Source organism: Hydrogenophaga sp. RWCD_12 (genome assembly GCF_046604225.1).
In the GTDB taxonomy this organism is placed as follows: Bacteria; Pseudomonadota; Gammaproteobacteria; order Burkholderiales; family Burkholderiaceae_C; genus Hydrogenophaga.
This window is the reverse complement of record NZ_JBKIXC010000001.1, coordinates 1166222-1185400: the sequence shown is the minus strand read 5'-3', so window position 1 is coordinate 1185400 and position 19179 is coordinate 1166222. Positions and strand designations below refer to the sequence as shown.

Below are 19179 nucleotides of genomic sequence, written 5' to 3'. Positions count from 1 at the left end.
CGATGGTGCATCGTCTGGAGACACACATGCGTTGGGTGAAGCGATCCCTTCAAGGGCTGGCAGGAATGCTGGTCGTGCTGCTGCTGGTGCTCGCGTACGTTGCGTGGCGCAGCCTGCCGGTGGTGGATGGCGAGCTCGCCCTGCCGGGGCTGCGCGGCCCGGTCCAGGTCCAGCGCGACGACGCCGACGTGACCCACATCCACGCCAAGGACCCGCGCGACGCCTGGATGGCGCTGGGCTATGTGCACGCACAGGAACGCGGCTGGCAGCTGGAAATGAACCGGCGCCTGATGCGCGGCCAGCTCTCCGAGGTGTTCGGCAAGACCACGCTGGAGACTGACCTGGTGATGCGCACGCTGGGCATCCGGCAGGCGGCCCGTGCGCAGATCGCCGGCCTGGACGAGCCGAGCCGGCAGGCGCTGAAGGCCTACAGCGATGGGGTAAACGCCTTCTTTGCCCACCGGACAGGGACGCTGCCACCCGAGTTCCAGATCCTGCGCATCGACCCCAGGGAAGAGGCTGTTGCCGGCCGCTACTGGGAGCCGGAAGACAGCGCCGGCTGGTCATTGATGATGGCGCTCGATCTGGGTGGGAACTGGGGCAACGAGCTGGCGCGGCTGTCGGCCTTGCAAGTGCTGGACACCAAGGTCATGTGGGAGCTGTTTCCGCCGTACCCCGGCGAGCCGCCGGCCGCTTCGGCGGACTTGGCGGCGCTGTACCGTCAGCTGGGTGTGTTCCGGAGCACGCCGACCGTCAGCATGTCCGTACCGCCCTCCGGCGACCGCCTGGCACAGGGCATCCGCGAATGGGTCGACACCCTGGGACATGTCGACAGCAAGGGATCGAACAACTGGGTGGTCGACGGATCGCGCAGCACCAGCGGCAAACCGCTGCTGGCCAACGACCCGCACCTGGGACTGAGTGCCCCGGCCATCTGGTACTTCGCGCGGCTGCAGGCGCCGGACGTAGCCGGGGTTCGCGGCATGGACGTGATCGGCGCCACGCTGCCGGGCACGCCGTTCGTGGTGCTGGGCCGCACGCCCGACGTGGCCTGGGGCTTCACCAACACCGGCCCCGACGTGCAGGATCTCTACCTCGAACAGATCGACCCGAAGGACCCCAAGCGCTACCGCACGCCGGCTCCCGCCGGGCAGGAAGCCTGGGCCACCTTCACCGAGCAGGTGGAAACCTTCAAGGTCAAGGGTGAGCCCGACGTCACCCACACCGTGCGCAGCACCCGCCACGGCCCAGTGCTCAGCGACATCCCGGGACGCGCCAGGGAACTGGTCGATACCGGGCGCTATGCCGTCGCGTTGCGCTGGACCGCACTGGACGCCGACAACCGCAACGTGCAGGCGACCGCAGCGTCCAACCGCGCGCATTCGGTGGCCGACCTGATCGAGGCCTTCAGGGACTTCCACTCGCCGATGCAGAACGCCGTGATGGCGGACCGCAGCGGGCGCATCGCCTACAAGGCCGTGGGCCGGGTCCCGGTGCGTGGGGCCGGCAACGACATCCGCGGCGTCGCGCCCGCGCCCGGCTGGGATGCGCGCTACGACTGGACCGGCTGGCTGCCCTACGAGGAGACGCCGCAGGACGACGGCCACCGGGGCTGGATCGCCACCGCCAACCAGCGCATCCACGCGACAGACTACCCGCACTTCATCACCCAGGACTGGGCAGCGCCCTATCGACAGCGGCGCATCGAAACCCTGCTGGCGGCCACGCCCAGACACGACATGGCCAGTTTCCGCGCCATCCATGCCGACCAACATTCGGACGCGACGCTGCTGCTGGTGCGGCACCTGCTCAAGGCGCCGTCATCGCATGCGTTGGCCGAAGCTGCCAAGGCGCAGTTCAAGGGCTTTGCCGGCGACATGTCGGCCAACGCGGCAGCGCCGCTGATCTTCAGCGTCTGGGTCGACGAGTTCACCCGAGGCGTCATCGGCGGCCGGCTGGGCAAGGAGAAGTTCGAAAAGCTCTACGGCAAGCGCCTGTTCCGCAATGCGGTCGAAGGCATCCTGGAACGCGACGACAAAGCCTGGTGTGGTGCGCAGGGCTGTGCAGCGGCCAGCGGTGCGGCACTGGACCGGGCGCTCGACAAGATCGCGGCGCAGCAGGGCAGGGAGGTCTCCGGCTGGCGATGGGGTGTGGCGCACCCGGCGCTGTCAGTGCACCGGCCGTTCAGCAACGTGGGCGCTTTGGCGCCGATGTTCGAGGTGCGGCGGGAAACCGGCGGCGACCCCTTCACGGTCAATGTCGGGCAGTACCACCTGGACAAGGCCGACGCGCCATATGCCAACCGGCACGCGGCCAGCCTGCGGGCGATCTACGACCTGGCCGATCCCGAGAATTCACGCTTCATCTACCAGACCGGACAGAGTGGCAATCCGGTGTCGGGCCGCTACCGCGACATGGCCGACGAGTGGGCCTCGGTGCAATACCGGCCCTTGCGCATGGCGCCCGCCAGCTGGCGAAGCAGCCTCACGCTGCACCCCTGAAGGTGCGAGCGAGCAGGCGTCAGGCGGTGGCGTTCAGACGGCTGTGCGCCGGGCGTTGGCTGGCGCCCAACTGGGCCAGGGCGGTGTCGCTGTAGCGGCGGCTCGCGGCGCCCGACTGCTGGGCACCCATCTTGGCCACCAGCGTCTGAAGTTCGCCGGAAGAGATCCGGCCGTTGCCGTCCTTGTCGGCCGCCTGGATGACGGCGTCCATGCGCGAATTCTCGGACGGCGGCTTGGACGAGACGGTGGTGTTGCCCAGCGGATTGGTCGGGGCCTCGGCCACGACTTCGGAAACCGCCTCTTCACCGCCGCCTTCTTCGGCCGCCGCAACCTCTTCGCCACCACCACCGTCGCCGCCACCGGAAATGGCGCCAGCAATCGCGGCAGCGAGCAGCGAACCAGCGATGTCCGAGAACGAGCTGCCGCTGCCGCTGTCGGCCAGGGCGCCATCGCCCGACGTCGTCGTGGTCGTGGTGGTGGTCGTGACCACGGTCGTACCGGCCGGAACGATGCCAAATTCTTCCATCGAAATCATGTGGTCGCCGTCGGCGTCGAGTTCGGCAAACCGCGCCTCGTCGCCGCGCGACTGCACGAAGGCCTGGGTGCCGCCCATGGCGCCGAACATGCTCTGCATCATGGCGCCGACCTCGTTGCCGTTGAGCGAACCGTCCTGGTCGGAGTCCAGCGAGGCATAGAGCTCCGAGCCACCTTCGCCGACTTCGATACCAAGCTTGCCGGCCAGCTTTTCCAGGGCAGCCTGGAACTCGCTCTGGTCCACACCACCGCTGCCGTCGGTGTCCATCTTCTTGAGCATCTTGTCCTGCAGGTGCGAGGACAGGGCGCCGTTCATGGACGACAGGGATTGCGACCAGGCGCTGCTGTTGCTGGAGTCGACGGTGCTCATGGAGGGGTTCCTTTCAGGCGACGGATGTTTCCGGGACGCACCAATGGTCCCGCAAACAAATCCCTCGAAAGAAAGGCAACAGCGGGCAGGAAAACCCGTTGTTTGCCCGATTGGCGCCGACATCCCTCGTTTACTTGAGCTTGCCCGAGAGGAACTGAGACAGGCGTTCGGACTGCGGGTTGACCAGCACTTCGCGCGGGTTGCCCTGTTCTTCGATGCGTCCCTGGTGCAGGAACAGCACGTGGTTGCTGACCTCGCGCGCGAAGCCCATTTCGTGGGTCACGACCACCATGGTGCGGCCTTCTTCGGCCAGCGTGCGCATCACGCGCAGCACTTCGGTCACAAGTTCGGGGTCGAGCGCGCTGGTTGGCTCGTCGAACAGCATGACCTCGGGTTCCATCGCGAGCGCCCGCGCGATCGCCACGCGCTGCTGCTGGCCGCCCGACATGTGCGCCGGGTACTTGCCCTCGACGTCGCGCAGGCCAACCTTGTCCAGGTACTTGCGCGCGGTGGCGATGGCTTCGTCCTTGCCCTTGCCCAGCACGTGCATCGGCGCCTCGATCACGTTTTCCAGCACGGTCAGGTGCGACCACAGATTGAAGTGCTGGAACACCATGGCCAGCTTGGCGCGCAGGCGCTGCAGCTGCTTGTCGTCGGCGGCCTTGAGCATGCCGTCCTTGGCGGTGACCAGCTTCATTTCCTCGCCGGCCACGACGATGCGGCCCTGCTGCGGACGCTCGAGCAGGTTCATGCAGCGCAGGAAGGTCGATTTGCCCGATCCGGACGAGCCGATGATGCTGATGACGTCGCCGGCCTTGGCCGTCAGGGACATGCCCTTGAGCACCTCGTGCGAGCCGTAGCTCTTGCGGATGTCGATCGCTTCGAGTTTGGTGGTCATGGTGCGTTTCGGTGATTCAGGGGCTCAGCAGGTTGCCAAAGCGGATCGGGGTGCTGCCGGCGACGCGGCAGACTTCCATGCCCGCCGTGGCCCAGCGCAGGTTGTGGCGGGCGTAGACGGTGCCGTCGATGCTGCTGCGGATGTCGGTTTCACGCGGCGTCAGCGGGTCGACGATGCGCGCCAGCAACTGGTTGGCGGCCACCCGCTCGCCCACGTTGGCGATGAAGTCGACCACGCCCGGGTGCGGCGCGTGCAGGGATTCGGTGCCGGCCAGCGGTGTAGGTTCGCACAGAGCCTCGGGCAGGGCAGGGGCCGGGCCGGCGAGCACGCCCACATGGTGCAGGTAGCCCATGATGGCCTGCGCGTCCTGTTTGGCGAGCGCGTCCGACACATCGGTCTGGCCGCGCAGTTCGACCGTGGTGCTGGCACAGCCCAGCGGGATCGGTGCACGGTCGGCAAAGTGGTCGCGCAGCCGCCACCACGGGCCGGACAGCGCTTCATCGAACGAGATCGACGGCCCGGAGCCGCGTGCCCACAGCACCGTCTGCGCGCCCAGCAGGCGGGCCAGGGGCTCCATCAGCGGCAGCATCGGCTGCTCAACGTACATGTGCAGGATCGCCTCGAAATCGCAGTGAAGGTCCAGCACCACATCGGCGTCGCACGACAGCGTCATCAGCACCTGGCGCTGGTGTTCCAGTTCGGTGGTGACCGCCTGCTCCTGCAGCACCGCGTGCATGGCAGCGCGCACGATGCCCTTGTTGGTTTCGGCGTCCTGGGTCAGCTGGGGAGCGATCCGCTCCTTGACCAGGTTGAAGAAGTCCGGGTAGTTCCGGTTGAAGTTCTCCATGGACAGCAGCTCGAAGCGGCCGACCTGGTGGTGCATCAGACCCTGGTCCAGGCCAATCGGGTTGCAGACCGGCACCAGCACCACCTCGCCCGGCACTTCACCGCGGGCTTCGGCGGCTTCCAGCAAGCCGCGCAGCTTGTGCGCGGTCAGCATGCCGGGCAGCTCGTCGGCGTGCAGGCTGGACTGGATGTAGGCCTTGCGACCGTTGGCGGCCTGACCGAAGTGCAGGCTGGTGATCTGGCGCTGGGTGCCCAGCGACGGAGAAAGCAGGGGGTGATGGAGCTGTCGCATCCGGAAGGGAGAGAAACGGAATCAGTTCGTGCGCGGGCGCATGTAGGCGAGGAAGCGCCTCTCCAGCAGCCGGAACACGTAGACCAGGGCAAAGGTCAGGATGAAATACAGCACCGCCACCACGATGAACGGCTGGAAGGCCAGGTAGTAGGTCTTGTAGATGGCGTAGGCCGCGTTGGTCAGGTCGTACAACGCTGGCACCACGCTCGCCAGCGAGGTCGCATGCAGCATCATCACGACTTCGTTGGAGTAGCCGGGCAGGGTGCGGCGCAGTGCGCTGGGCAGCACCAGACGGAACATCATGTTCCATTTGCCGTAGCCGGCAGCCTGTGCGGCCTCGATCTCGCCCGCAGGGGTTTCCTTGATCGCACCGGCCAGCATCTCGACCGTGTAGGCACAGGTATTGAGCGAGAAAGCTGCGACGGCGCAAAAGAACGGGTCCTTGAACAGCGTCCAGGGCCAGACGGTGTCCCACAGTTTCTGCACCCATTCGAGCTGGGCGATGCCGTAGTAGATGAAATAGACCTGGATCAGCAGCGGCGTGCCACGCACCACATAGGTGAACAGCCAGACCGGTGTCGACACCCAGCGGTTGCGCGAGACCCGCATCAGGGTCAGCGGCAAGGTCAGCAGGCCACCGGCCACCAGGCTGATCGCCAGCAGCTCCATCGTCGCGAGAAAACCGGTCCAGTACAGCTGCAGGTTCTGCGGCTGGAAGATGATCGCGAACTTGTCCATCAGAAATCTCCCCGCTTCACGCCCACCGAGTAGCGGGTTTCGGCCTTGCGCAGGAGATACAGGCTGACAGACGAAATCAGGAGATAGAGGAAACCGGCAAACGCCATGAAGATGATGGCCGCGCCCGGGATCTGCCCGCGGGCGGCCGCCCCGGCCTGCTTGGCCAGGTTGGTGATGTCGGCCAGACCGATCACCGAGACCAGCGCCGTCGCCTTGAGCAGCACCAGCCAGTTGTTGGTGAAGCTCGGCAGCGCAAAGCGCACCATCTGCGGCAGCACCATGCGCCGGAAGGTGTAGAAGCGGCTCATGCCAAATGCCCAGCCGGCTTCGGACTGGCCTTTGGGCACGCTCATGATCGCGCCACGGAAGGTTTCGGTCATGTACGCGCCGTACACGAAACCGATGGTCAGCACACCAGCCACGAAGGGATTGATCTGGGGACCGCTGCGGTAGCCCAGCTTCTCGGCGATGTCGTTGACCAGGATCTGCCCGCCGAAATACAGCAGCAGCATCCAGACCAGATCCGGGACACCCCGGATCACGGTGGAATAGATATCGCCGACCCAGTTGAGCCAGCGATAAGGGGAGAGTTTGGCAGCCGCGCCGGCGAGGCCGAGCGCGGCGGCAACAACGAGGGCGCCCAGCGAGACGCCGATGGTGACCAGAAGGCCCTGGAGGATGTTGATCAGGTAGGTCGTCATCGGCGCTCGCGCAAGTCAGCCCAGGGGATCAGGAACCCCAGATGTCCACGCCAGGAACGTGCTTGTCGGCCAGTTCCTTCCACTTGCCGTTGTCACGGATGGCCTTGATGGCGGAGTTCAGCGCGTCGCGCAGGGCGGTGTCTTCCTTGCGGATGGCCACGCCGGCGCCGTTGCCGAAGTACTTGGCGTCGAATTCCACCGGAATGCGGGTTCCGGCGCAGCTGTAGGCCTTGCCGTCCGGGGTGGACAGGAAACCGCCATTGACTTCCACCACGTCGGCCACGGTGCCGTCCAGGCGGCCGGACTTGATGTCCAGATAGACCTGGTCCTGCGCGTCGTAGGGAACGATCGTGGCGCCTGCGGGCTTGAGTTCGCCCATGGCGTATTTCTCTTGCGTGGAAGCCTTCAGCACACCGATCTTCTTGCCCTTGAAGCCAGCCGCTTCGGCGCCCAGCTTCAGGTCGGTCTTGACCACCACGCACGACGGCGTGTTGTAGTACTTGCCGGTGAAGTCCACGGCCTGCTTGCGTTCTTCGGTGATGGACATCGACGAGATGATCGCGTCGTACTTCTTTGCCTGCAGGCCCGGGATCATGCCGTCCCAGGCTTGCTCGACGAACACGCACTTGCTCTTGAGCTGGTCGCACAGCGCCTTGGCCACGTCGACGTCGAAGCCGGCGGGTTCGCCTGCGTCGGTCTTATAGGTGAAGGGCTTGTAGGTCGGGTCGATGGCGACGCGCAGTTCCGGCCATTGGCTGGCCGGTGCGGGTGCTGCTGCGGGTGCGGCCGCGGCGGGTGCCGGTGCAGCAGGCGCCGCTGGTGCGGGCGTTTCGGTCTTGCCGCAACCAACCAGGCTGGCGGCGCCGATGAGGCTGAGGGACAGGAACAGATGCTTCATGAGTGTCCTTGAAAGGTTGAAAGGGGTGGCCGGATTGGACTCCCGCCGGTGGGCAACATTGTAGGTCTGGGCAGTCCAATTGCCCGGTGCACCAAGCTGGTGTTTCCCCGGATGCGCCGGCCGGTCTGACGTGGGTCAGAGCAACATTCGGGCCGCACGGTGCGCGCTCGAAGCAATGGCTCCTATTAGTTAACATAATATACATCGTGGAACATTCAGTAGAAACAAATGTACGGACGTCACAGACCGCCATCCACCGCTGAACCAGGACAGACAGCGGCGTCCTGTATCCTGCTTGGCGCCATGCCGCTGCTCCAGCACAGAGCGATCAGCCAACCCATCAAACCAGTCGAGCCCCACATGAGCACATCGAAAATGGACGCAAGGTGGCTGTTTGCAGGGGTGCTTTGTCTTGGGCTTCTGGGCGGTTGCGGAGGCGGCTCAGAAAAAGAACAGGACAGCACACCAACGGCGCCAAGCCCCGACGCTCCGGTAGACCTGTCTGGTGCTTGGGTCAGTTCAGGCGACCTGATCATTGGCGCACTTCAACTTCAGCAGGACGGCGAGCTGGTCACTGGAGCCGTTGAAAACGAATACGGAAGCCAGCCGCTCGAGGGCACAGTGTTCGGATACGACCTCGCGTTTTCGTTTGCCCAGGTGCGCAACAGTTGCGAGGTCAAGGTGAACTGCTTTGTGACCTTGTTCGATGAACAGATGCGAGGCTCCTGCAGGCTCGCCACCCAATGCCCCGGGCTGCCTGCCTCGACACGCAACGGGCGCATCACCCTGACACGCGAATGATGCGCTGCTGACTCCAGAAAAAAACCCCGGCCAGGTTGACACCAGACCGGGGTTTCGGACATCGGCATGAAACCTCAGTCCTCCACGAAAGCTTCCTCGCGCTTCTTGCTGATCGACGGCAACAACACGATCACCAGCAGGACGACCGCCACCGCCAGCAATGAAGCGGACAGCGGACGGGTCACGAACACGGACCAGCTGCCGCGAGAGATCAGCAGCGCGCGACGCAGATACTCTTCCATCATCGGACCCAGGATCAGGCCCAGCAACAAAGGTGCTGGCTCGCAACCCAGTTTGATGAACAGGTAGCCGACCAGACCGAAGATCGCGACCATCCAGATGTCGAAGCTGTTGTTGTTGGTCGAATAGACGCCGATCGCACAGAACAGCAGGATGGCCGGGTACAGCCAGCGGTACGGCACGGTCAGGAGCTTGATCCAGATGCCGATCAGCGGCAGGTTCAGAACCACCAGCATCAGGTTGCCGATCCACATCGAGGCGATCAGGCCCCAGAACAGTTCGGGGTTGCTGGTCATGACCTGCGGGCCAGGCTGGATGTTGTGGATGGTCATGGCACCCACCATCAGCGCCATCACGGCGTTGGGTGGAATGCCCAGCGTCAGCAGCGGAATGAACGAGGTCTGCGAACCGGCGTTGTTGGCCGATTCTGGCGCGGCCACACCGCGGATGTTGCCCTGGCCAAACGGCACTTCGCCGGGCTTGAGCTTGGTCTTCTTTTCGATCGTGTAGGCCGCGAAGGCCGACAGCAGTGCACCACCACCGGGCAGGATACCCAGTGCCGAGCCCAGCGCCGTGCCGCGCAGCACGGCCGGAATCATGTTCTTGAAGTCTTCCTTGCTCGGCATGATGCCGTCCACCTTGCCGGTGAACACTTCGCGGTGCTCTTCCGGCGTCGACAGGTTGTGGATGATCTCTCCGTAGCCAAACACGCCCATCGCGATCACGATGAAGCTGATGCCGTCGGTCAGTTCCGGGATGTCGAAACTGAACCGTGCCACGCCGGAGTTGACGTCCGTCCCGACCAGCCCGAGCAGCAGACCCAGCAGAATCATCGCCAGTGCCTTGACCAGAGAACCCGAAGCCAGCACCACGGCACCGATCAGGCCCACCACCATCAGCGAGAAGTACTCGGCCGGGCCGAAGTTCAGCGCCAGCTCGGTCAATGGAGGAGCGAACGCTGCCAGGATCAGTGTGCCCACGCACCCGGCAAAGAACGAACCAAGACCGGCGGCAGCCAGCGCAGGGCCTGCCCTGCCCTTGCGCGCCATCTGGTAGCCGTCGATCACCGTCACCACCGACGACGACTCGCCCGGCAGGTTGACCAGAATGGCGGTGGTCGAACCACCGTACTGGGCGCCGTAATAGATACCGGCCAGCATGATCAGCGCCGCGACCGGCGGCAGGCCGTAGGTGGCGGGCAGCAGCATGGCGATGGTGGCGACCGGACCGATGCCGGGCAGCACGCCGATCAGCGTACCCAGCAGGCAGCCGACGAAGGCGTACAGAAGATTCTGCAGCGTGAAAGCGACGCCAAAACCCAGCGACAGGTTGTTGATGAGATCCATGTTCGCTCCGGGCTCAGTTGGTCAGGAAAGACGGCCACACCGGAAACTGCAGGCTCAGCAGCTTCACGAAGGCCAGGTAGCTGCCGATCGCCAGAATCGTCGCCAGGATCAACGTCGACTTGAGCTGGAACCCGGGCTGGGCCAGGCTGGCGACAATCACCAGCGCATAGATCGCCACGATCAGGCCGAACGCGGGGAAGCCCAGTGCAGGCACCCCCACCAGCAGCGCGCCGAATGCCAGATTGGCGCCCAGCACGAAGCACAGCGGGCGCCATGCGAAAGCACCAATCTTGTCGCCCCCTGGCCCACCCTTGGACAGGGAACGGACCGTGACGATCAGGCCAAGGATGGCCAGCAGGACGCCGAGCATGAGCGGGAAATACCCCGGCCCCATCTTGGCGGCTGTACCGACTTCAAAGCTGGTGGCGCCCCAGGCGAAGCTGGCGCCGACCGCCGTGAACATCAGCCCGGAGAAAAAGTCTTTTTGACTGGCGATAGCCACAACACGTCTCCTCATTGTTGGAACACTGGGGATTCTGCGTGTCATTCCGCACGTAATTCATGTGGGTTACACCTACGCTGCGGCGTGGCGGCACCACAGCGGTGTCAGCGCGATCCGGGGCGCACGTTGCGCAGCCGCGCAGCGATCAGGTCGGCCAGATCCTGCCGGTCGGCGCGGCGAGCGAAGTCGACCGCAGTCAGTCCCTGCTGGTTGCGCAGCGACGGATCGGCCCCCTCTTCCACCAGCAGGCGCACCACATCGGGGTGTCCATACATGGCGGCCATCATCAGCGGCGTCGTCTTGTTCGGCGACTCGGCATCGATGTAGGCGTGGCGCTCCAGCAGCAGACGCACCATCTCCAGGCTGTCGGGCTCCGGCCGTGAGGCCGCGTAGTGCAGCGGCGTCCAGCCCGGCTTGTTGACCTCAGCACCGCGCCGGATCAGGCTCTTCGCAATCTCCAGGTGCCCCTTGATGGCCGCGATCATCAATGGACTTTCGCCCGCTTCATTGCGCAGCTCCACCTTGACCGATCGTTGGGTCAGCAGAAAGCTGGCGACCTTGAGCGAGCCCTCGCGCAGGGCGATGGTCAGGCCCGGGTCCCCGCTTTCGTCGCGGGTGTTGAGGTCAAACCCCCGCAGTGCCAGCCCCACCATCGCCGACTCGTCGTCCAGCTTGGCCGCCTTGAAGTAGTCGTCGAACGAACCTGCGTTGCTCAAGCCACAAAAAAGAAAAACCATACTGAAAACAATATGGTTTTTGAAGTTTTTAAGGTTTTTCATGAACTTGAAACCACCCTGTTGAACAGCCTGTCGAAGTTCTCGCTTGTGGCCTTCGCCACGGCTTCCACCGCCAGACCCTTGATCTCGGCGATCTGCCTGGCCACGAACGGCACGAACGACGGGTTGTTGGTTTTGCCACGATAAGGCACCGGGGCCAGATAGGGGCTGTCCGTCTCGATGAGCATCCGGTCCAACGGCACAAAACGCGCCACCTCACGCAGGTCGGCCGCATTACGGAAGGTCAGGATGCCCGAAAACGAGATCATGAAGTCCAGATCCAGCGCTGCCCGGGCCACCGCTTCGGTCTCGGTGAAGCAATGGAACACGCCGCGCGACACGACCTGGGCGCCACCACCGGCGAATCCGCCCTCTTCCTTCAGGATCGCCAGTGTGTCGTCGGAAGCACTGCGGGTGTGAATCACCAGCGGAAGGTCGGTCTGGCGACCGGCGCGGATGTGGACGCGGAAACGCTCGCGCTGCCATTCCATGTCGGCGACGCTGCGCCCGTTGAGACGGTAGTAGTCCAGCCCGGTCTCGCCGATGCCGACCACGCGGGGCAGCGCTGCACGCTGCAGCAGGTCGTCCATCGAAGGCTCGGTCACCCCCTCGTTGTCGGGATGCACACCCACCGTCGACCAGAGATTGGCATGGTCACGGGACAGCGCATGCACCGCCTCGAATTCTTCCAGCGTGGTGCAGATGCACAGCGCACGGTCGACCTGCGCCTGCGACATGGCGTTCAGGATGTCGGGCAGGTTGGCCGACAGCTCGGGAAAACTCAGGTGGCAGTGGGAGTCGGTGAACATGCGAAAGAAGAAAAACGGCGCAATGCAACAAGGCCCTGCGCCGTGTCAGACCGACGATGCGGTCAGATGGTCTGGGTCGGCTTGTCGGAGGCCAGCGCGGAACCCAGGATCTCTTCGATCTTGTGCTTGAGCTGTTTGGACTTCTCGTCCGCCGGGAACCGGATGCCCACGCCCTGCGTGCGGCCGCCCTGTGCCTTGGCCGGGGTGACCCAGGCGACCTTGCCGGCCACCGGATAACGCTGCGGGTCGTCGGGCAGGCTCAGCAGCACATAGACATCGTCGCCGATGCGGTAGTCGCGCGACGACGGGATGAAGATGCCGCCTTCGGTGAACAGGGGGATGTAGGCCGCGTAAAGCGCCGCTTTTTCCTTGATGGAGAGCTGGATCACGCTCGGGCGTGACGAAGCAGGTGAAGCGGCGGGGCTGGTACTCATGGCCGGCAAGTTTAGCGGCAAACGTGGAGGCGCATGGGGCCAATCAGCCCCGTGCGGCCGTGCGCGTGAGCACCTGTCGCGTCGCAGCGACCCAGGCTTCCTGCATCAGGCCGGCGTTGTAAGGATGCTCGACCGTGCGCGCCGCTTCCATCAGCGCCTTGGACCAGCGCGCCAGCACACCCCAGCGGGGCGCCGGCGGCAGACTGGCGGCGCTGAAGAAGCGCGGCGAAGCGCCGGCAGCCACCGCCATCAGGTCGTGACAAAGCTTCTGCAGCGTGGCCAGCTGTGCCGCCGCCGGCCAGCCGTCCAGCATCGACCAGTCGCCCTTGACCAAGGCCTGCGGCAGCTGCGACCAGCGCGCGGCGGTCAGTCCGGCGCGCGCCCAGTCCAGCGCATCTTCTGGTCGCCCGCCGGCAGCCTGCAGCCAGACCCTTGCTTCGTCGGCACCGGAATCGCGCAGGCCCGCTGCGCGTGCACTGTTCTGGAGCCAGGCCAGCGCTTCGTCTTCCGACGGCCAGGTCAGCACATGCGACTGGCAACGGCTGCGGATGGTCGGCAGCAGTTGGTGGGCCGACTCGCTGGCGAGCACGAAGCGGGTGTCGCCCGCCGGTTCTTCCAGCGTCTTGAGCAGGGCGTTGGCGGTCACCGTGTTCATGCGCTCGGCCGGATAGACAAGCACCGCCGTGCCACGACCGCGGGCGCTGGTGCGCTGCGCGAAGCCGACCATGTCGCGCATGGCCTCTACCCGGATTTCCTTGCTGGGCTTGCGCTTTTTGTCGTCCACTTCCTTCTGGGCTGATTCGGACAGCGGCCAGCCGCGTTCGAGCATCTCGGTCTCGGGCATCAGCACGACCAGGTCGGGGTGCGAGCGGCTGCCGATGAGGTGGCAGCTGTCGCAGACGCCGCAGGCGCCCTGCGCGGTGGGTTGCTGACACAGCCAGGCTTGCGCCAGCGACAGGCCCAGTATGTATTGACCGAGCCCGCTGGGACCCTGCAGCAGCCAGGCGTGACCACGTTGCGCCAGCAGGCGCTCGCGCTGGCGGGCCAGCCAGGGGGCTTCGATGGGGGTATCGCTCATTTCGGTCCGCTGTTGGCGGCGACCATGATCGACAGCCAGCCGCGACGCACGAAGGTCGCCGTCAGCTGCTGCCAGACCTGGTGCCGGCTCTGGTCGGCCTGAATGCGGGCAAAGCGCTGTGGATCAGCGGCTGCCCGGGCGGCATAACCGCCCACCACGCGGCGGAAAAATTCCAGCGGCTGGGCTTCGAAGCGGTCGGGCGCACGCGCATCGGCCAGGCGCGCGGCTGCGGTCTCGGGCGCCAGGTCGAACCAGACCGTCAGGTCGGGCTGGCGCAGAGCGTCGCTGGCGACAGCGGGTGTGGACTGCACCCAAGCCTCCAGCGTCGAGAGGATGTCGAGGTTGAAGCCGCGCCCGCCGCCCTGGTACGCGAAAGTCGCGTCGGTGAAGCGGTCGCAGAGCACCACCTCGCCACGCGCCAGGGCCGGCTCGATCACCGTCGTCAGGTGGTCGCGGCGAGCCGCAAACACCAGCAGCGACTCGGTCAGCGGATCCATGGCATCGCCCAGCACCATCGCCCGCAGCTTCTCGGCCAGCGGTGTGCCGCCGGGTTCGCGCGTCAGCGTCACGGTGCGACCCTGCTCGCGGAAGGCCTTGGCCAGGCCCTCGATGTGGGTCGACTTGCCGGCGCCGTCGATGCCTTCAAAGCTGATGAAGAGTCCGCGGGAAACGCTGGTGTCGCTCATGGGGAGATCATTTCTGCAGCTGGAACCGCCGCACCGCCGCATTGTGCTCGTCCAGCGTGGCGCTGAACTGGCTGCTGCCGTCGCCGCGCGCCACGAAATACAGCGCCCGGGTGTCGGCTGGCCGCACCGCCGCCATCAGCGAGGCCCAGCCTGGCATGGCGATCGGCGTCGGCGGCAGGCCGGCGCGGGTGTAGCTGTTGTAGGGCGTGTCGGCCAGCAGGTCGGCGCGGCGCAGGTTGCCGTCGAAGCGTTCGCCCAGGCCGTAGATCACGGTCGGATCGGTTTGCAGGCGCATGCCGATGCGCAGCCGGTTGGCGAACACGCCGCCCACCATCGCCCGATCGGCTTCCGCGCCCGTTTCCTTTTCGACAATGCTGGCCAGGACCAGGGCCTCGTCGGCCGACCGTAGCGGCGTCGACGGATCGCGCTGCGACCATGCCAGCGCCAGCCGTTGCTCCATTGCCAGCGCCGCCTGCCGCAGCACGCTGGAGGCCGTGGCCTGGCGCACCATGCGGTAGGTATCAGGGAAAAACCGCCCTTCGGGGTGTTGGCCGGCGAAACCGATGCGCGCCATCACGGCCGGCCCATCCAGGCCTTCGAGGTCCTGGGTCAGATTGGGCGAGGCGCGCACCGCCGCCATCAGTTCGCGGAAATTCCACCCTTCGAGCAGGGTCAGGCTGCGCAGCGCCTGCTCTCCCTTGACCAGTTGCTCCAGCAGGCTGCGCGGCGTGGCGCCGGGCTTGAGAGCGTAAGTGCCTGCCTTGATTTCGCGGGCACGGCCAGAGAAACGGAACCAGGCCTGCAGCAGCAGCGGCGGGGTCTGCACGCCGGCGCCGGTGAATGCCGCAGCGACGCCTCTGGCCGAAGAACCTGCGGGGATCTGCACTTCCAATGGCGCCTCGGCCGTGGTCTGCGCCGGCAGGCCCAGCGGCTGGTCGAGCCACCACCAAACCCCTGCGCCACCCAGGCCGGCCAGCAACAGGGAAACCAGCAGGAGCCAGGAAAAAAGACGTTTCACAGCGGGAGGGTAGGACTTGGCAACGCGGGGTACGCGTCGAGGGACGGCGCATGATAATCGACCGAACACCCCCACCCAGGCGCCCCCGACCCCTGCCTCCGACCATGCCAACCATCTTCGCACCCACCGATCCGAACACCCTCCATGGCGTCGCCGCCCTGCCCCGCCTGGGCGTGATCCGCGCGCAGGGCGAGGAGGCCGCGAAGTTTCTGCACGGTCAGCTCACGCAGGACTTTTCGCTGCTGGGCCTGTCGGAAGCGCGGTTGGCCGGCTTCTGCTCGGCCAAGGGCCGGCTGCTGGCCAGCTTCATCGGCTTCAAGCGCTCGCACGACGAGATCCTGCTGGTCTGCCACGCCGACCTGCTGCCCGCCACGCTCAAGCGCCTGTCCATGTTCGTGTTGCGCGCCAAGGCCAAGCTCAGCGACGCCAGCGCCGAGTTCCAGTTGCGTGGCCTGGTGGGTGACGCGGTCCCGGCCGCACTGCCAGCTGGCCCCTGGGCCAAGCTCGACGCCGACGGTGCACAGGTCGTGCGCCTGTACCCGGCGGGCGGCGTGGCCCGTGCGCTGTGGGTGGCGCCGGCCGACGCCGCACTGCCTTCCGGCCCTGCACTGGATACCGCGACCTGGGACTGGCTGGACGTGGTTGCTGGTGTGCCGCTGCTGAGCCAGCCGGTGGTCGAAGCCTTCGTGCCGCAGATGATCAACCTGGAGTCGGTCGGCGGCGTCAATTTCAAGAAAGGCTGCTACCCCGGCCAGGAAGTCGTGGCGCGCAGCCAGTTCCGTGGCACGCTCAAGCGCCGCGCCTTCCCGGTGCAAGGCGATGCGCCGATGCAGGCCGGACAGGAAGTGTTCCATGACAGCGATCCGACGCAGCCTTGCGGCACCGTCGTGGCCGCCGCGGCCTCGCCCCATGGGGGCTGGAACGCCATGGTTTCGATGCAGATCAGTGCGACCGAGGGTGGCAACCTGCACCTGGGTGCTGGCGATGGTCCGCAGCTGACGCTGCAGCCCCTGCCCTACACCCTCCTTGCGGATGTCTGAGCGCAGAGGCGCTGGTCGGCATGTGCCTGATCGCCTTTGCCATTGGCGCCGATCCACACTGCCCGCTTCTGCTGGCCGCCAACCGCGACGAGTTCTTTGAACGGCCGACCGCGCCACTGCACCGCTGGGCTCTCCCGGACGGCACAGCCGTGTTCGCGGGCCGCGACCTGCGCGATGGAGGCACGTGGCTCGGCGTGAGCGAAGGCGGTAGGGTGGCGATGTTGACCAATGTGCGCAGCGCCCACCTGGGCCCAGGCCGACGCAGCCGCGGTGAGCTGACGACGCGCTGGCTTTCAGCAGGCACCGACTGGACAGGTTTGCTGGCAGGGATTGATCCTGCCGACTACGGTGGTTTCAACCTCGTGGTCGGGGACATCAGCACCGGTTTCTGGGCGTGGATCACCAACCGCAACCCGGCGCAACCCCACGCCGAAACCGCCATGCCGTTGTACAGCCAGCGCCTGTTGCCCGGCGTCTACGGGCTGTCGAATGCAGCAATGGACACACCTTGGCCAAAGACAGAGCACCTCAAGGCGGCGATGGCGAAAGCACTTGGATGCGTGGACACTGATCGCCGGATGTACCACCTGACGAGCGCGCTGCGCTCCAGCGACATTGCGAGCGACGAACACCTTCCGTCAACAGGCGTTCCAAGGGATATCGAGGCAGCCCTGTCCAGCCCGTTTGTGGACATGGTCTCCAGGGGATATGGAACCCGAAGCAGTTCGGTGATTCAGATCTTCCCGCAAAGCAGCTCCGGACTGCTGCAGGTCTTCATCGACGAATGGACCCATGGCTGCAGCGAGGCCTTGCCGCAGCGATGGGGTTCACAGGGGCATCGCCGCGAGCTTGCGACGATGCGCATCTGACAGGCTCAGCTTCCCAGACGCACCCACCGCAGCGGCAGCCTGCGGGTAGCGCGTGGGTAGGAGTCTGTCGCCCCGTAGTAGAAGTCCACCGCCAGTGCGGTGCTCGTATTGACCGGGGCCGGGGGGCTGAAATGACCCGTGTGCGGATAGACCTTCCAGGGGGTGCTGGACCAATAAGGAGCTGGAGTGGTCGCGGGAAAGACGGTTCTGTCGATGGCCGGAACGCTGCAGCCCCAGTCCACCAGGCTGGCCAGTTCCTTCGCGTTGGGCAAGCGCCACCCGTCCGGCGCCATGGCGAGAGCCTCTTCGTGCGTCAACAGGCTCGCGTCCCCGACACAGGTACTGCCGCTCCACGTCTGCCCGACGCTGCAGCGCGACCACGTCAGGCCGCTTTCGGTGTCCAGCGCTTCAGATCCGTTCGGCACGAACCTGCTTGTCGATGAGGGGCACGACTGGCTTCGTGCAGCAGCAGGCGCTCCCCGAACCAGCGGGGCAACGTATCGCAAATTGTCCTGCCCAAAAGGCTGAGCCACCATGCCCCCATCAGAACCGGTGAACGCCCAAGCCTGGCGGGTGTCGGGCGCAAAAGGGACGGAAGTCCAGCCGTAGGGCTCCGGCTGACGGGCCACCGCTCCGTTGTGCGAGACGAGGTTGCCCACCTCGTTGATGTCAGGCATGCGCCAGTCGCTATAGCCACAGAGGGCTAAGGCATTGATGCGGCCCACATAGGCGGCGGCGTTGTTGTAGGCGTTGACGTCGCCCAGCAAAGGATTCAGGAAGTTGGTGTACACCGCCCACTCGACATCGCCGTGGGCACCGAAACCTTCCCAGACAAGACCCGTGACTTCGTCTGTGATGCAATCGCGTGGAAGGTATCCGGCGCCATCGCCCCCTGGTGTCAACTCGCTGAACGCCATCCGGTTGTAGTTGGAACGATGCCCGTCCTGATGGGGGCTGAGCGCCAGGGCTCCCGCGCTGGAGCAACTCACCAAGGTGTCACTTCCGGCTTCGTAGCAGTCGTCCTCGGTCATTGCAGTATGGGTCACTGCCACCTCGGGCCCGGACACGTAGTAGCTGGCCCCCTCGTAGTGATACTGCGGGAGCGATTTCCGCACACGCGCAGTCTCGGCTTCGCTGTTCGTGTAGAAGTGAAACCCTTTGCTGGACTGGTAGAAGCGGTTCAGCGGCACCAGTCCCTTGCCGCCGACCATGCTCGCGTAATACGCGACCCCCTCGAACAGCATCTCAGGCCGATTGGCTTGAACAAAGGACTTCTCATCTTCGCTGATGGTGTAGAAATGCACCCCGGTAAGCTGGTTGTAAAAGCGGTAAACCGGACTCAGGCCACCGGCGTTGGTGGTTCCCGCAACGAAGGCCACCCCTTCGTAGGCAAACAGGGGATTGGTTGCCTGTACCGTGGCTTTTTCCGACTCGCTGCTGGTGTAGAAATGTGCGCCAGTAGTCCGATTGAAGAACCGGAAGACATTGACCGTCGGGCTTGAGAACGCCTTCGCATGTCCAAAACTTCTGGCGTTCCCAGGAGCCGCTCGCTGGGAGGCCCGGGTCAACTCCGCAAGGTTCAGCTGGGCGCCTGCATGTTCCAGGTCGGCGGGCGCTTTTGCGGAGAAGGCCGTTGTAGTGGATCCGTTGGCAGGTGTTTCGGTGGTTGCTCTGTCGCTCCCACCGCATCCGCTCACAAGCGCCGCACCGACCAACACCAGCAGGCGCCAAGATTCTTTCATCCGCATGTTTCCGCCCTTGAGTTTCATTGTTCTGAGGGAAATTGTATGGCGCATACAAGT

General features: G+C 65.4%; 19 protein-coding genes. 4 read left to right on the top strand and 15 right to left on the bottom strand.

The window, feature by feature from the left end; translation table 11 throughout:
- Positions 1-26: 26 nt before the first annotated feature.
- Positions 27-2501, top strand: a complete 2475-nt coding sequence (locus ACLIJ1_RS05585) for a penicillin acylase family protein (RefSeq protein ID WP_411364478.1) — start codon at positions 27-29, stop codon at positions 2499-2501.
- A gap of 19 nt (positions 2502-2520) precedes the next feature.
- On the opposite strand, the gene ACLIJ1_RS05580 is transcribed toward ACLIJ1_RS05585, so the two are convergent.
- The 6 genes from ACLIJ1_RS05580 to ACLIJ1_RS05555 all read right to left on the bottom strand — a co-directional run bounded on the left by ACLIJ1_RS05580 (position 2521) and on the right by ACLIJ1_RS05555 (position 7778).
- A complete protein-coding gene (locus ACLIJ1_RS05580) occupies positions 2521-3405 on the bottom strand; it encodes a hypothetical protein (RefSeq protein ID WP_411364477.1) in 885 nt (294 codons plus the stop codon).
- 130 nt (positions 3406-3535) lie between these two features.
- Complete coding sequence (locus tag ACLIJ1_RS05575) at positions 3536-4303, bottom strand: ABC transporter ATP-binding protein (protein WP_411364476.1); 768 nt, start codon at positions 4301-4303, stop codon at positions 3536-3538.
- Between the two features lie 16 nt (positions 4304-4319).
- Entirely contained in the window at positions 4320-5441 is a 1122-nt protein-coding gene (locus ACLIJ1_RS05570) for a succinylglutamate desuccinylase/aspartoacylase family protein (RefSeq protein ID WP_411364475.1), read from the bottom strand.
- 21 nt (positions 5442-5462) lie between these two features.
- Complete coding sequence (locus ACLIJ1_RS05565; RefSeq protein WP_411364474.1) at positions 5463-6179, bottom strand: ABC transporter permease; 717 nt, start codon at positions 6177-6179, stop codon at positions 5463-5465.
- Positions 6179-6880 (bottom strand): ABC transporter permease, encoded by a 702-nt coding sequence (locus tag ACLIJ1_RS05560; protein WP_411364473.1) that lies wholly within the window; start codon positions 6878-6880, stop codon positions 6179-6181. The genes ACLIJ1_RS05565 and ACLIJ1_RS05560 overlap by 1 nt, the downstream gene beginning before the upstream one ends.
- Before the next feature lie 28 nt (positions 6881-6908).
- Positions 6909-7778 (bottom strand): transporter substrate-binding domain-containing protein, encoded by an 870-nt coding sequence (locus tag ACLIJ1_RS05555; protein ID WP_411364472.1) that lies wholly within the window; start codon positions 7776-7778, stop codon positions 6909-6911.
- 360 nt (positions 7779-8138) lie between these two features.
- Here ACLIJ1_RS05555 and ACLIJ1_RS05550 point away from each other — a divergent pair, with 360 nt between their 5' ends.
- Positions 8139-8579 carry a hypothetical protein gene (locus ACLIJ1_RS05550; protein ID WP_411364471.1) on the top strand — a complete coding sequence of 147 codons (441 nt, stop codon included), beginning with the start codon at positions 8139-8141 and terminating at the stop codon, positions 8577-8579.
- Between the two features lie 74 nt (positions 8580-8653).
- Here ACLIJ1_RS05550 and ACLIJ1_RS05545 read toward each other — a convergent pair whose 3' ends face one another.
- From ACLIJ1_RS05545 to mltG, 8 genes are all read right to left on the bottom strand, one after another.
- Positions 8654-10165, bottom strand: a complete 1512-nt coding sequence (locus ACLIJ1_RS05545) for a tripartite tricarboxylate transporter permease (RefSeq protein WP_411364470.1) — start codon at positions 10163-10165, stop codon at positions 8654-8656.
- A 13-nt stretch (positions 10166-10178) separates the two neighbouring features.
- Positions 10179-10667 carry a tripartite tricarboxylate transporter TctB family protein gene (locus ACLIJ1_RS05540; protein WP_411364469.1) on the bottom strand — a complete coding sequence of 163 codons (489 nt, stop codon included), beginning with the start codon at positions 10665-10667 and terminating at the stop codon, positions 10179-10181.
- Positions 10668-10771: 104 nt separating this feature from the next.
- A complete protein-coding gene (locus ACLIJ1_RS05535) occupies positions 10772-11383 on the bottom strand; it encodes an ankyrin repeat domain-containing protein (protein ID WP_411364468.1) in 612 nt (203 codons plus the stop codon).
- A gap of 59 nt (positions 11384-11442) precedes the next feature.
- Positions 11443-12252 carry a TatD family hydrolase gene (locus tag ACLIJ1_RS05530; RefSeq protein WP_411364467.1) on the bottom strand — a complete coding sequence of 270 codons (810 nt, stop codon included), beginning with the start codon at positions 12250-12252 and terminating at the stop codon, positions 11443-11445.
- A 62-nt stretch (positions 12253-12314) separates the two neighbouring features.
- The gene (locus tag ACLIJ1_RS05525) at positions 12315-12686 is read right to left on the bottom strand and encodes a PilZ domain-containing protein (protein WP_411364466.1); all 372 of its coding nucleotides are present in this window, start codon (positions 12684-12686) and stop codon (positions 12315-12317) included.
- 43 nt (positions 12687-12729) lie between these two features.
- Positions 12730-13764: a DNA polymerase III subunit delta' gene (locus ACLIJ1_RS05520; RefSeq protein ID WP_411364465.1), complete on the bottom strand. Its 1035-nt coding sequence runs from the start codon at positions 13762-13764 to the stop codon at positions 12730-12732.
- On the bottom strand, positions 13761-14450 hold the full coding sequence (tmk, locus tag ACLIJ1_RS05515; RefSeq protein WP_411364464.1) for a dTMP kinase: 690 nt from the start codon (positions 14448-14450) through the stop codon (positions 13761-13763). The genes ACLIJ1_RS05520 and tmk overlap by 4 nt, the downstream gene beginning before the upstream one ends.
- 7 nt (positions 14451-14457) lie before the next feature.
- On the bottom strand, positions 14458-15468 hold the full coding sequence (mltG, locus tag ACLIJ1_RS05510; RefSeq protein ID WP_411364463.1) for an endolytic transglycosylase MltG: 1011 nt from the start codon (positions 15466-15468) through the stop codon (positions 14458-14460).
- 104 nt (positions 15469-15572) lie between these two features.
- Here mltG and ACLIJ1_RS05505 point away from each other — a divergent pair, with 104 nt between their 5' ends.
- Together ACLIJ1_RS05505 and ACLIJ1_RS05500 are read left to right on the top strand one after the other, a co-directional pair.
- Complete coding sequence (locus ACLIJ1_RS05505; protein ID WP_411364462.1) at positions 15573-16508, top strand: YgfZ/GcvT domain-containing protein; 936 nt, start codon at positions 15573-15575, stop codon at positions 16506-16508.
- A 20-nt stretch (positions 16509-16528) separates the two neighbouring features.
- On the top strand, positions 16529-17377 hold the full coding sequence (locus ACLIJ1_RS05500; protein ID WP_411364461.1) for an NRDE family protein: 849 nt from the start codon (positions 16529-16531) through the stop codon (positions 17375-17377).
- 5 nt (positions 17378-17382) lie between these two features.
- Here ACLIJ1_RS05500 and ACLIJ1_RS05495 read toward each other — a convergent pair whose 3' ends face one another.
- Complete coding sequence (locus tag ACLIJ1_RS05495; protein WP_411364460.1) at positions 17383-19146, bottom strand: DUF1566 domain-containing protein; 1764 nt, start codon at positions 19144-19146, stop codon at positions 17383-17385.
- Positions 19147-19179: the final 33 nt, after the last annotated feature.

Coding starts and splice junctions, on each gene's coding strand:
- ACLIJ1_RS05585 (WP_411364478.1), top strand. CDS start 27: ATGCGTTGGGTGAAGCGATCCCTTCAAGGGCTGGCAGGAATGCTGGTC.
- ACLIJ1_RS05580 (WP_411364477.1), bottom strand. CDS start 3,405: ATGAGCACCGTCGACTCCAGCAACAGCAGCGCCTGGTCGCAATCCCTG.
- ACLIJ1_RS05575 (WP_411364476.1), bottom strand. CDS start 4,303: ATGACCACCAAACTCGAAGCGATCGACATCCGCAAGAGCTACGGCTCG.
- ACLIJ1_RS05570 (WP_411364475.1), bottom strand. CDS start 5,441: ATGCGACAGCTCCATCACCCCCTGCTTTCTCCGTCGCTGGGCACCCAG.
- ACLIJ1_RS05565 (WP_411364474.1), bottom strand. CDS start 6,179: ATGGACAAGTTCGCGATCATCTTCCAGCCGCAGAACCTGCAGCTGTAC.
- ACLIJ1_RS05560 (WP_411364473.1), bottom strand. CDS start 6,880: ATGACGACCTACCTGATCAACATCCTCCAGGGCCTTCTGGTCACCATC.
- ACLIJ1_RS05555 (WP_411364472.1), bottom strand. CDS start 7,778: ATGAAGCATCTGTTCCTGTCCCTCAGCCTCATCGGCGCCGCCAGCCTG.
- ACLIJ1_RS05550 (WP_411364471.1), top strand. CDS start 8,139: ATGAGCACATCGAAAATGGACGCAAGGTGGCTGTTTGCAGGGGTGCTT.
- ACLIJ1_RS05545 (WP_411364470.1), bottom strand. CDS start 10,165: ATGGATCTCATCAACAACCTGTCGCTGGGTTTTGGCGTCGCTTTCACG.
- ACLIJ1_RS05530 (WP_411364467.1), bottom strand. CDS start 12,252: ATGTTCACCGACTCCCACTGCCACCTGAGTTTTCCCGAGCTGTCGGCC.
- ACLIJ1_RS05525 (WP_411364466.1), bottom strand. CDS start 12,686: ATGAGTACCAGCCCCGCCGCTTCACCTGCTTCGTCACGCCCGAGCGTG.
- ACLIJ1_RS05520 (WP_411364465.1), bottom strand. CDS start 13,764: ATGAGCGATACCCCCATCGAAGCCCCCTGGCTGGCCCGCCAGCGCGAG.
- tmk (WP_411364464.1), bottom strand. CDS start 14,450: ATGAGCGACACCAGCGTTTCCCGCGGACTCTTCATCAGCTTTGAAGGC.
- ACLIJ1_RS05505 (WP_411364462.1), top strand. CDS start 15,573: ATGCCAACCATCTTCGCACCCACCGATCCGAACACCCTCCATGGCGTC.
- ACLIJ1_RS05500 (WP_411364461.1), top strand. CDS start 16,529: ATGTGCCTGATCGCCTTTGCCATTGGCGCCGATCCACACTGCCCGCTT.
- ACLIJ1_RS05495 (WP_411364460.1), bottom strand. CDS start 19,146: ATGAAACTCAAGGGCGGAAACATGCGGATGAAAGAATCTTGGCGCCTG.